The sequence below is a fragment of the Pseudoalteromonas sp. NEC-BIFX-2020_002 genome (assembly GCF_013002825.1).
Lineage (GTDB): Bacteria > Pseudomonadota > Gammaproteobacteria > Enterobacterales > Alteromonadaceae > Pseudoalteromonas > Pseudoalteromonas neustonica.
In genome coordinates this window covers 28,377-39,980 of record NZ_JABEPJ010000029.1, presented here as the reverse complement: position 1 = coordinate 39,980, position 11,604 = coordinate 28,377, and the positions used below count along the sequence as shown (strand labels likewise).

At 40.1% G+C, this 11,604-nt stretch carries 8 protein-coding genes; 5 read left to right on the top strand and 3 right to left on the bottom strand.

The genetic code is table 11. The annotated features are described in order from the left end of the window. Nucleotides 1–385 precede the first annotated feature (385 nt). Both HJP15_RS20665 and HJP15_RS20660 read right to left on the bottom strand, forming a co-directional pair. Complete coding sequence (locus HJP15_RS20665) at nucleotides 386–3,604, bottom strand: TonB-dependent receptor (protein WP_170174546.1); 3,219 nt, start codon at nucleotides 3,602–3,604, stop codon at nucleotides 386–388. A gap of 358 nt (nucleotides 3,605–3,962) precedes the next feature. After that, the gene (locus tag HJP15_RS20660; RefSeq protein WP_054455994.1) at nucleotides 3,963–4,580 is read right to left on the bottom strand and encodes a LysE family translocator; all 618 of its coding nucleotides are present in this window, start codon (nucleotides 4,578–4,580) and stop codon (nucleotides 3,963–3,965) included. 207 nt (nucleotides 4,581–4,787) lie between these two features. Here HJP15_RS20660 and HJP15_RS20655 point away from each other — a divergent pair, with 207 nt between their 5' ends. The 5 genes from HJP15_RS20655 to ihfA all read left to right on the top strand — a co-directional run bounded on the left by HJP15_RS20655 (nucleotide 4,788) and on the right by ihfA (nucleotide 10,648). After that, nucleotides 4,788–5,840, top strand: coding sequence for a DUF2066 domain-containing protein (locus HJP15_RS20655; RefSeq protein ID WP_054206790.1), 1,053 nt, complete (start codon nucleotides 4,788–4,790; stop codon nucleotides 5,838–5,840). Continuing rightward, the gene (hda, locus tag HJP15_RS20650) at nucleotides 5,840–6,550 is read left to right on the top strand and encodes a DnaA inactivator Hda (RefSeq protein ID WP_170174547.1); all 711 of its coding nucleotides are present in this window, start codon (nucleotides 5,840–5,842) and stop codon (nucleotides 6,548–6,550) included. Before HJP15_RS20655 ends, hda begins: the two co-directional genes overlap by 1 nt. Before the next feature lie 418 nt (nucleotides 6,551–6,968). Continuing rightward, complete coding sequence (gene pheS / locus HJP15_RS20645) at nucleotides 6,969–7,949, top strand: phenylalanine--tRNA ligase subunit alpha (RefSeq protein WP_170174545.1); 981 nt, start codon at nucleotides 6,969–6,971, stop codon at nucleotides 7,947–7,949. 15 nt (nucleotides 7,950–7,964) lie between these two features. Further along, nucleotides 7,965–10,352: a phenylalanine--tRNA ligase subunit beta gene (gene pheT, locus HJP15_RS20640; RefSeq protein ID WP_170174544.1), complete on the top strand. Its 2,388-nt coding sequence runs from the start codon at nucleotides 7,965–7,967 to the stop codon at nucleotides 10,350–10,352. A 2-nt stretch (nucleotides 10,353–10,354) separates the two neighbouring features. Beyond that, nucleotides 10,355–10,648: an integration host factor subunit alpha gene (gene ihfA, locus HJP15_RS20635; RefSeq protein WP_054206787.1), complete on the top strand. Its 294-nt coding sequence runs from the start codon at nucleotides 10,355–10,357 to the stop codon at nucleotides 10,646–10,648. Nucleotides 10,649–10,719: 71 nt separating this feature from the next. On the opposite strand, the gene HJP15_RS20630 is transcribed toward ihfA, so the two are convergent. Next, nucleotides 10,720–11,520 carry a DUF2989 domain-containing protein gene (locus HJP15_RS20630; protein WP_170174543.1) on the bottom strand — a complete coding sequence of 267 codons (801 nt, stop codon included), beginning with the start codon at nucleotides 11,518–11,520 and terminating at the stop codon, nucleotides 10,720–10,722. Between the last annotated feature and the right edge of the window lie 84 nt (nucleotides 11,521–11,604).

The following is an 11,604-nucleotide window of genomic DNA, read 5'->3' as shown; positions in this document are numbered from 1 at the left end:
TAGTGAAACGAAACAGCGCCGATGATAGTGTAGCATTTGTTATGTGAAAGTAGGTCATCGCCAGGCTCCAAATAAAGAAAGCCCGACTCATAGAGTCGGGCTTTTTTACGTCTGCAGGAAAGTGAAACAGCGAGCAAGGTGCAAGGTGGCCAGTGTCGCTCAGGCGTTCACCTGAAAACGAAACACCCCCATATATCGGTTGTCGCGATAAATCACGACCTACATCGTACTGAGTGAACTCAAATAGTGTGTGTAATACCAACCTGCATAAATATTTGAACAATTTAACGAATTAAATCACGCTATAACCCAGTTAGCGCTTTATTTAACTCGCTAGGGTGGTTAAATATTTAAGTCGATTGGTATTACATCCAAGGTGTTTATTTTAGAATGTTGCTCGTACGCTAAGCGCAAAGCGTCGATCAGTCGTGAAGTTTAATGCTTGCGTTCTTGTTCCGGCTTGATCCATCTGGTATTGAGTTTTGGTTTCAGTTTCAAGCAAGTTACTTGCTTCAATACCAACTTTCCAGTGATCATTAATCGTGTAGTAGAAGCTGGCATCCATCATGCCAGATGCCTCAGCATAAGCTGGAACATATTCTTCTGACTCACGTAAAGTAAGTAAATACTCAGAGCGCCAAGTATAAGCAAGGCGGAATGAAATATTTTCGTACTCATACATACCAATAATATTCATGTTTTGATCTGAGTAACCCTGTAATGGTAAACCACTAAATACACGAAAGGTGTTTCTAGTATCTGCAATTGGATTACCGTTTTCATCAAAACCTAAAGTACCTTCTGAAATATTATTAGGATCTTCTAAACCATTTTGATCGATATAAGTGTAGTTAAATTGTAAGCCTAAACCACTGAATGCGCCTGGTAACATGTCATAGAATTGAGAGTATGAAAACTCAGCTCCACGGATTGTGCCTGATCCTGTATTGTCTGGCCCATACGCAGATACATCGTACTCCTCACCATTAAAATTAACATCAAGATCAAATGATTTATTACGAATAATATTATCTAATTTCTTATAAAATAAGCCCACAGTGATATAACCAGCAGGTGCGAAGTACCATTCTGTGGTTAGATCAGTATTAATAGATGTTTCAGGCTCTAAGTTTGGATTGCCTGATAGTGCGGTGAGTTCTATATTATCAAGTCCAACAACGGGGTTGTTTATTTCATCAGAGTCCGCGCCAGGGGTTTGTAAACGACGAGTATAGTCTAGATTGAGAATGCTAATATTACGGGCATCAACTAAGCTTGGGTAAAATAGCGCTTTTGAAGCGCCGAAACGAACAACGACATCTTCAGAGACACCAAAGCTTATATTCAGGCTAGGTAAAATAGTGCTGTAATCAGTACCTTCAACGGTACTTAACTGAGACTCACCTGTAGCAATATCATAGTAACGTTTATATTCAGGCTGTTGCATAACAGCATTAAGAGATGTTCCTGGATCGCCGCGTTTGATAGTTGCAGGCTGTACAAATGCTCCTGTGGATTCCAATTGATAATTGACGTAGCGTAAACCAATGTTACCTACAATTGGTATATCTTGTGCAATAAAATCAAAATCACCGCGCACGTAAAGTTCGTTACGCTTTTCATTTGTTGAACTAATGTTATGTGCTGCATATGGGCCTTCGACCCGATTTGGCTTGTCTGTATAAGGAACGTAAGTACCACTACAAACGCCATTATTAGCGGCGCTATTTGTTGCGTTGTGCCACCCATCTTTACAACCTTGACGTAATGAGTTTGCGTAGTTTTTGACTAACTCCATGCGTGGAAATAAGAAGTTATTTACATCGCCTTGTAACACTTGACCATTATAGTAATCAGAAAAATCAACACGTTCAAATAGTTCTGGTCTATTTATAGCTGATGCAGCATTTCTATCATCTTGGATCCAAGGAGTACCAATGGCAGACCAACCCTCGTAGGCGGTGTCTCGTACTGTTAGGTCTTTGTCTGAAAGATATAAACCTGCTTTAATATTGGTAAATACGCCATCAAGCTCATAATTCAGATCTAATTTAAAACTATCAGCTTTTGCAGTATTGTGTTCTTTTTGCTCCATACCACTGCCTAAGAATAAATTAGGTACGGGTCCATTCCAATCTTCGTTAGGTGACCAGCCAGCGGTCATAATATTATCGCTTAAAAACTCTACTGTTGGTCGAGAGCCTCTCATATCGAGAAAGTATGGGGATACTACATGAACATGGTTGCCGCGTGTCTGACCAGACATACTATAATTATTTAAAAATTTTTCTGAACTTATATGCTGATAGTCAAATTCAACGGTTAAACGGTCAATGGGCTTTATCGTTAGATTGAATGAGGTATCCTTCACTGTGTTTTCGTTTTGATTCCAACGACTGCGATAGAAAAAGGGAGTCTCAGGGCTGACACCCAGTGCGATACCTGAGGTTACGAATCCATTATCAGTTATTAAAGGATGGCCACTAGCTGCATCGTCCATCCAGTTTTGTGATGATCCCATAAAGCTTTTAAAGCCTTGTGCTGCTTGACCTATTTGACGTTCATTCCACTCAAGTGATGCTTTTGAATTGATGTGTTCTAGTGTAACCACAACAGTGTCATCACTACTTGCCCATTGCAGGGATGATGTGAAACCTGTTCGTTTACGGTCGTTGGTCGCTGTACTCATATGTATTGCTGCTGGCACATGCCAGACACTGCCTTCTGGTTGGCCTGGTAAGGCCGGACCATCTACAGGTGAGCTAGGATCAACGCCTGTAATTCCACCCCACTGATCGGTTGTTGGTAAAAATGAATCGCCACGAGAATGGAAGTTTCCTATACCTACACCATCACCTCGGGTTTTATATTCAGATTTTGATCCTGCAATTAAAAAACCAAATTTACCCATATCTGTTTCCCAGTTATCAGAAAACAATGCGGAGAATGAAGGAGTAGTTTCATCACGGAAGTCGCTGTAGTTTGCTTTTGCATTAAAAGATATTAATTGTTCTGTAGAATCAAATGGTTTACGAGTAATGAGGTTTACAGTACCTGCAACACCACCGGATATAAGATCAGCCGTTTGATTTTTAACTACTTCTATCGCACCTAGTAGTTCCGCAGGAAAGTCTTCATAACTTAAACCACCAGAAGGGTTTGCACTAAATGCATCACGGCCGTTAACTTCTGAACGAACGCGATCCAGCCCGCGTATAAGTACACTAGTCCCTTCATCTGCATAGTGTTTAGGATCATCTGAAGAAGCGAACCTTTCGATTGTTACACCCGGCACACGTTGCAGAGCTTCGGTAACTGATTTATCGGGGAGGGCACCAATATCTGATGCTGTTATGACATCTTTTACTGTATCAGCATAGCGTTTTAAATTTTGAGCGCTAAATATGCTTCCTCGGATCCCAGATACTTCAATTACTTCGATAGAGTCCTGCTTTTTCTCTGTGATGACATCGCTGTCATTTTGTGGCGCTGTTTGACCCAAAACTAATAGTGGGCACAACCCGAGGATCGCACATGAAACCGCTAGGCTAAGTGAAGTACGTTTTGTATGTTTATTATTACTGTTGATGACTATTTTAGACATGGTTTTATCTCTTTTTTGCTTTTTATAACCAGTGTAGCCTTGTTCAGACAAAGGACTTACAAAGCTATTTTATTATCGACATTACGGCCCAATATGCCAAATTCATTCGCTACTTCTAATAACCTATTATTTTTAATAAAGCATAAAAAGTAACAGTTATTTAAAGTGCAACTGTTACTTTTTAACATAAAGTGCGAAAAAGTAAACATTTTCGGATTAAATTCTTTTTTATAGTGATTAAGTATTGGGTTTATCAATAACGGATATAGCAAGAGATCCTGCATTATAATTTTGGGGGGAGTAAGATAATTATAATTTTGCTTTATGCGGCAAACATTCAGCTGGCCAATTTACTTAATTAGCCAAGAGCTAGCCAAATTCCTACGCCAATCATTAAACTACCAGCTATTGCATTCATCCATTTTATATTATCGCCTGTATTTAAAAATAGGCGTAAACTTTTACCGCCACTTGCATAGGCAATCATACAAATAAACTCGCTGACCATAATGACAGCAACGAGAATACATAGTTGAGGTGCTATCGCCTTGTTGATGCTTATAAAAGGAGGAAGCAGAGAAATCATAAAAGCCCAGCCTTTAGGGTTTGCTATGGCAGTTATAAAACCTTGCATGAATAGGGCTTTATGGCTTGCTTGGGCACGCTTTTCATCATCTACAGTAAGTTTAGCTTTTGCAAGCCACATGCTAATACCGATATAGATTAGGTAAGCACCACCAATCCACTTCAAAATAGCGAATATATTAGGGTAGTTAAGCATAATGCTCGCGACCCCCAAGACTGCAGCCACGGCGACAAGTGCGACACCTAAAACCTCACCATACATCATCCACATTGTTTTGCGTACGCCAATACTCATTCCGAGTGTCATTGCTAAAGTCATGCACATACCTGGCGTGATAGAGACAAAGAAGAAGGTGGGAATAAAAACAGCGAGAATAGCAAAATCAAACATGTTAACTACTTGTAGAATATATTTACGCAAACAATACCAGTTAGTTGTTAGGTTAACCACGCTATTTTAACTACCTATTCTTTGATTAAGACAATAGTAAAGCTTGGTAGTAACGTATTTATAATATTGTATTTTAAAATATATTTTTGCTTTGTTGGGTGCTTTGATTTAGGATCAAAAAAGTTTAAATCAAAGAACCAATCACCTGTGTCTAGATTACTAATTGCCATTGCCTCTATTTTTTTGTGTTTTACAGCGACTGCAGTTGAAGTCACTGATCTATATCAAGATGTGCTAAAAGTCACTGATAAATCTCGCGATGCGAGGTTAAGCGCCAGTCGTAAAGCGTTACTTAATGTATTAGTGAAAGTCAGTGGTGACCCTCAAGCTGATCAAAACCCACTCGCGCAGCAACGTAGCAAAGACATTTCAGAGTACATGCTTAAATTTGAATACGATGAAAAAGCAGACGGTGAGCTCAATTTAGTTGTTAAGTTTGAAGCAAATAAAATTAATGCACTTGTTAAAGAGCTTGATTTACCGTTATGGGGAACTCGTCGTCCACTGATTGCTATTTGGCTTGCGATAGAAGATAACTGGCGTCGAGAACTTGTTACACAAGAAAGCTATCCGCAGTTAGAAAAATTAATCTATAGCACAGCATCTCGCCGAGGTTTACCCGTTGTAGTACCATTACTTGATTTACAAGATCGTGCATTGGTTGGTATACCTGAAGTATGGGGAAATTTCTCAGAGCCTGTGGAGCAAGCATCAAGTCGATATAGTGCTGAGCGAAGCATCACAGCACGGTTATACAAGCAACTTGACAGCGAAAGTTGGGTTCTAGATTGGCGTTTTACCAATGATGAACTTTTTGAAGAAAATAGACTAACAGGTGATAAGCAACAAACAATCGCTCTAATGATTGATAGCTTAGTTGCAGGCTTAGCCGATGAATATGCAGTGGACCCAAACTTACTTGGACAAGTAACTCAAGCTGCATTCGAATTAAAAGGTGCAAATAGCTTTGTTGATATTGAGCTTGCTAAACGTAGATTACAAAGTTTAAGTGTTGTTACGCAAGTGACAATTAGCGCTCGAACACCTGATGCTGTTCACTTTACGATCAGCCATACAGGCAATATGAGCGATTTACAAAAAGCGCTGAAACTTGATCGCGCTTTTGAAGCATTTGTCGACCCTCGTACATTTTATTCTGTTGTTAAAGATAATTTAGAATATCAATGGATTGGCTTATAATGCAGGCAATGGAGCCAGTGCAAATGGCCTTGCCGGTTACATTGCCGGATGATGAAACGTTTGCATCATATTTTGGTGGTGAAAACTCCCTTGAAGTGAGCCATTTAAAAAATGCGTTTAAGAGTTTAGCAACTACCTTCCAATATACATATTTATGTGGTTTAGGAGATTCGGGTAAATCACATTTGTTGTATGCAACGTGTATTCATGCACAAGAACATGGCTTATCAACCATGTTACTATCGATGCGAGAAGTAATTGATTTTGGGCCTATGGTACTCGATGGCTTAGATGCACTTGATGTACTATGTATTGATGATGTACATCTAGTAGCAGGAAACGATGCGTGGGAAAAAGCGCTATTTAATTTTTTCAATCGTTTTAATGAGCCAGGTAAATGTTTGGTCGTTACTGCGGACTTGTTACCTGATATGCTCAATATCAGCTTACCTGATCTTGAGTCGCGGCTAAAATGGGGCACGACTTTTCAAATTCGCTCCATGAGTGATGATGATAAAGCAGAAGCCTTAGTTAAACGCGCGAATATGCGGGGGTTAGAATTGAGCGATGAATGTGCGCGATTTTTATTAACACGCTTAAGTCGTGATATGCGCGCACTACTTGATGTACTTGATAAACTCGATCATGCATCGATGGCCGCACAACGAAAATTGACCATACCTTTCATTAAATCCACGCTACATCTCTAAATTTTCCTGCAAAACAGCCTAAGTTCCCATTTTGCTTATGCAGAATGGGAAAGAATTCAATAAGATTGGTTTAAGGTCTAGAATCTAGTCCTTGCTTTCAGTTATCATTAGCTATTACCAGAGCGTGTTTACCTTTCAGGATTGAAATTTGTTCAACCTAGAGGCGTTTTAATTGCGATGCGAGGACTGCAACATAGTAATTCTATGTAAAGTTTGAGTAACAGTAAAAAAACGCCTTTAGGCAGAACCCGACGGGCAGCGTATGTTTGGTTTTTTTGCAATGTTATTGCACTATTTTGTAGGAAACTACACGACATGTGCTCTGCCTTAACTAAAAATCAAAGACTCAGCTGAAAAATTAATCTCGAAAAGTCAGCACGCTCTAAAGCAATCACCTCTGTGAAAGATCAGGTATCGAATGAACTTAGAAAATATATTAGCGCAAGCACTTGAGGCGGTCGCCAGTGCCAATGAAATAGCGCAGCTTGAAGACATCAGGGTTAATTACCTTGGTAAAAAAGGCGAAATCACGAACTTATTAAAAACCCTTGGTAAAATTGCTCCTGAAGAACGTAAAGAAGCGGGCCAAGTAATTAATCAAGCCAAACAAGACGTACAAGTTGCGATTAACGAAAAGCGCGAGTTACTTGCAAGTAAAGCACTTGAAGAAAAACTAGCCGCTGAAACAATTGACGTAACTTTACCGGGGCGTGTAATGCCAACAGGTGGATTACACCCAGTAACTCGTACAATTGAACGCATTGAGAGCTTTTTTGGTGAGCTTGGTTTTGAAGTTAAATCAGGCCCTGAAGTTGAAGATGATTTTCATAACTTTGACGCGCTAAATATTCCAGAGCATCACCCAGCGCGTGCGGATCACGATACCTTTTACTTTAATCCAAAATTAGTTTTACGTACGCAAACCAGTGGTGTGCAAATCCGCACTATGGAAACAGAGCAACCGCCGCTTCGTATTATTTCACCAGGGCGTGTATATCGTAATGATTACGATCAAACCCACACGCCTATGTTCCATCAGGTTGAAGGCCTAATGGTTGATTCAGATGTAAGCTTCACAGAGCTTAAAGGCATTTTGCACGATTTCTTACGTAACTTCTTTGAAGAAGACATGGAAATTCGTTTTCGACCTTCATTTTTCCCATTCACAGAACCTTCAGCTGAAGTAGACGTAATGGGCAAAGACGGTAAATGGTTAGAAGTACTAGGTTGCGGAATGGTTCACCCTAATGTACTTAAATCTGTGGGCATTGACCCAGAAAAATACACAGGTTTTGCCTTCGGTATGGGCGTTGAACGCTTAACCATGCTGCGCTATGGTGTAAACGATTTACGTGCGTTTTTCGAAAACGATTTAAAATTCCTTAATCAGTTCCGTTAAGAGTGAAAATATAACATGAAATTTAGTGAAAAGTGGTTAAGAGAGTGGGTTAACCCTGCAATTGACACGCAGGCTCTTTCGGAACAGTTATCGATGGCCGGCCTTGAAGTAGATGGCGTAGAACCTGCAGCAGCGCAGTTTACCGGTGTTGTTGTTGGTGAAGTGGTTGAATGTGGCCAGCACCCAGATGCAGATAAACTACGCGTAACAAAAATCAATGTCGGTGGTGATGAGCTACTAGATATTGTATGTGGCGCGCCAAACTGCCGCTTAGGTATTAAAGTTGCGGTTGCGATGGTAGATGCTGTTTTACCAGGTGATTTTAAAATTAAAAAAGCCAAGCTTCGTGGTCAACCTTCTCACGGTATGCTGTGTGCGTTCGTTGAGTTAGGGATTAGCGAGGAAGGCGATGGCATCATGGAATTACCAAGTGATGCGCCTATTGGCACCGATTTACGAGAATACTTAAGCCTTGATGATAACATCATTGATGTTGATTTAACGCCTAACCGTGGTGATTGCTTAGGCATTAAAGGTATTGCGCGTGAAGTAGGCGTACTTAATAGCATCGACGTCAAAGCGTTAGAAATTCCAGCAGTGACGCCAACAATTGATGACAAAATATCAATTGAGCTAGTAAACGAAGAAGCATGTCCACGTTATTTAGGCCGTGTGATCAAAGACATTAACCTAGACGCAGAAACACCGCTGTGGATGGTTGAAAAGCTTCGTCGCAGTGGCGTACGTTCAATCGACCCCGTAGTTGATGTAACTAACTATGTGTTACTTGAACTTGGTCACCCAATGCATGCGTTTGATTTGAGCGCTATTGAAGGCGGTATCAAAGTACGCAGCGCTAATGCAGGTGAAGAGCTCGTTTTATTAGATGGTAATACCGCTAAACTAAACGAATCAACATTAGTTATTGCCGATCATAACAAAGCATTGGCAATTGCGGGTATTTTTGGTGGCGAGCAATCTGGCGTGACAGATAAAACGTCTGATATCTTATTAGAAAGCGCATTTTTTAATCCTGTTGCAATAGCTGGGCAAGCCCGTAGTTACGGTTTACACACAGATGCATCGCATCGTTATGAACGTGGAGTTGATTTTGCGCTACAACATGATGCAATGGAACGTGCAACTGCGTTGTTACTTGAGATTGTCGGTGGTGAAGCTGGTCCTGTCGTGGAAGCGGTAGCTGCAGATAAACTACCTAAAGTGACAGAAGTTCGTCTTCGCCGAGCGCGTTTAGACCGTGTTATTGGCCACCACATTGAAGACGCCAAGGTAACGGATATTCTTACTCGTTTAGGTCTAGATGTAAAAGTTGAAAATGAAAGCTGGAGTGCAGATGTACCAAGTTATCGTTTTGATATTCGCATTGAAGAAGACTTAATCGAAGAAGTTGCCCGTGTATATGGTTACAACAGTATTCCAAATGTTGCGCCAACGGCTAAACTAAAAATGACGACTCATAACGAGGCAACTATTGCGGTTAATAAATTTCGCAATACTTTAGTGACTCGAGGTTATCAAGAAGCCATTACTTACAGCTTTGTTGACCCTAAAGCACAAGCTATTTTACACCCAGACAGCGACGCGCTTATTTTACCACACCCAATTTCGATAGAAATGTCGGCAATGCGTGTCAGTCTGATGCCAGGTTTACTTGCGTCAATCATGTATAACCAAAACCGTCAGCAACCGCGTATTCGTTTATTTGAGCATGGTCTTAAATTTTTACGTGACGAAAATGCAGAGAATGGCGTAAACCAAGTAGCAGTTATCGGTGGTGCGATTACCGGCCTTGCTCATGGTGAACATTGGGTTGAAGAAAAACGCACTGTTGATTTTTATGACCTAAAAGGTGACGTTGAAGCATTACTTTCATTAACTAATGATATAACACGTTTTGAAATCAAAGCTGAGCAATCGGATGGCTTACATCCTGGTCAATCTGCAGTGATTTATGTTGACGGTAAAAAGGTTGGTTTCTTTGGTGCAGTTCATCCGCAAGTACAAAAATCGTTAGATATTAATAATGCGACTTATGTGTTTGAAATAGAAATGTCAGCCATTGAGAAAAGAAATTTACCAGAGGCAGTAGGGGTATCTAAGTTCCCTTCAAACCGCCGCGACATCGCTATTTTAGTGGAAGATCAGGTGAAATCTGGCGACATTTTATCAGTGATAGAAAAAGTTGGCGGAAATCAATTGGTTGACCTAAACTTATTCGATGTGTATAAGGGCAAAGGTATTGAGCCAAATTACAAGAGTTTGGCGATTGCTCTAACACTGCAAGCGGTTGATAGAACACTCGAAGAGAAAGATATCAATCTAGTAGTTGATAACGTGGTGGCCGCACTGGCCGAACAGTTTAATGCATCGTTGAGGGACTAGATATGGCGCTTACTAAAGCCGACATAGCTGAACACCTATTTGAAAAATTGGGGATCAATAAAAAGGATGCCAAAGATTTAGTTGAAGCGTTTTTTGAAGAAATCCGCTCAGCGCTTGAAAAAGGCGAGCAGGTTAAGCTCTCTGGATTTGGTAACTTTGATCTTCGTGACAAGAAAGAAAGGCCTGGCCGTAACCCGAAAACAGGGGAAGACATTCCTATTTCGGCGCGACGAGTTGTGACTTTCCGACCGGGTCAAAAGCTCAAAACCCGTGTTGAAGTTGGCACGGGCAAATAGATTAAAAAAGGCAGCGCAAGCTGCCTTTTTCTTTTGTCTTAATTTATATTATAAATTGATTAAAGTACGATTCAAAAATCACGTGGTGATACAAACTGTCCAGTCTGAATACTCTCAAAAGTTTGCTCCGCTAAAGAGTCTAGACTATTTACACTTTTCCCTGATGCTGTAAGCTGATGCTCAATTGACATTATATCAATATTTGTTATCCCAGAAAGCTGAGCAATTTTAGCAAACGTATAAGCGTGCTTAAATTTTTCATGTTTATTGAATAAACTTACAAGCGTTGTGTAAATTTCAGGGTTGGGAATTTGATCGGGCTTATTAAGCTCTAGGGTCTTGTAGAGCAGATCAATCGTTTTTTCTTCATCAAATTTAATATAATACGTTGCTAAAAAAAACTGCATCTCAGCATCTTCAGTCACACTGGGTTGATCTTCGATGGTTAATAACTTTGTTAATGCTGATTGATCATTATTGCGAGACCAATGATAATAAAGTAACCCTGGGTGATTGGTATTTTTGGTATCTTGAAAAATTCGCGTTATTTCTTTAATACTGGTTAAGTGGCCTTCCACTCGGGAAGTGGTTTTTTCTTTTAGTTTAATATGTTCAATTTTTGCGGCTAACGACACACATTGTTCGTATTTTTCAAACCCTTTTAATAACGCGTATTTATTTTCATCAGTGGGTTCTTTGTATTCATGGTAGCGCGCCATAATCACATCTGCTCGCTGTTCTTTACAATGACTATCTTTATTTAAATCATTACATAGCCCAGGAGTATCTTTACACACTTGGGCAAGTGTTAATGGTTCTTCACAGCCTGTTAACGCCAATAAACTTAGTAATATGCTTGCTCTTAGTAACATTTTTTAGCCTCTACATCATCTCTAATATGATTCTAGCGTAATGAATTGATCTCTAACAGTGGAGAATAAAGTTAGTTTAAATTA

Coding starts and splice junctions, on each gene's coding strand:
- HJP15_RS20630 (WP_170174543.1), bottom strand. CDS start 11,520: ATGTTACTAAGAGCAAGCATATTACTAAGTTTATTGGCGTTAACAGGC.
- HJP15_RS20665 (WP_170174546.1), bottom strand. CDS start 3,604: ATGTCTAAAATAGTCATCAACAGTAATAATAAACATACAAAACGTACT.
- hda (WP_170174547.1), top strand. CDS start 5,840: ATGCAGGCAATGGAGCCAGTGCAAATGGCCTTGCCGGTTACATTGCCG.
- pheS (WP_170174545.1), top strand. CDS start 6,969: ATGAACTTAGAAAATATATTAGCGCAAGCACTTGAGGCGGTCGCCAGT.
- ihfA (WP_054206787.1), top strand. CDS start 10,355: ATGGCGCTTACTAAAGCCGACATAGCTGAACACCTATTTGAAAAATTG.
- HJP15_RS20660 (WP_054455994.1), bottom strand. CDS start 4,580: ATGTTTGATTTTGCTATTCTCGCTGTTTTTATTCCCACCTTCTTCTTT.
- pheT (WP_170174544.1), top strand. CDS start 7,965: ATGAAATTTAGTGAAAAGTGGTTAAGAGAGTGGGTTAACCCTGCAATT.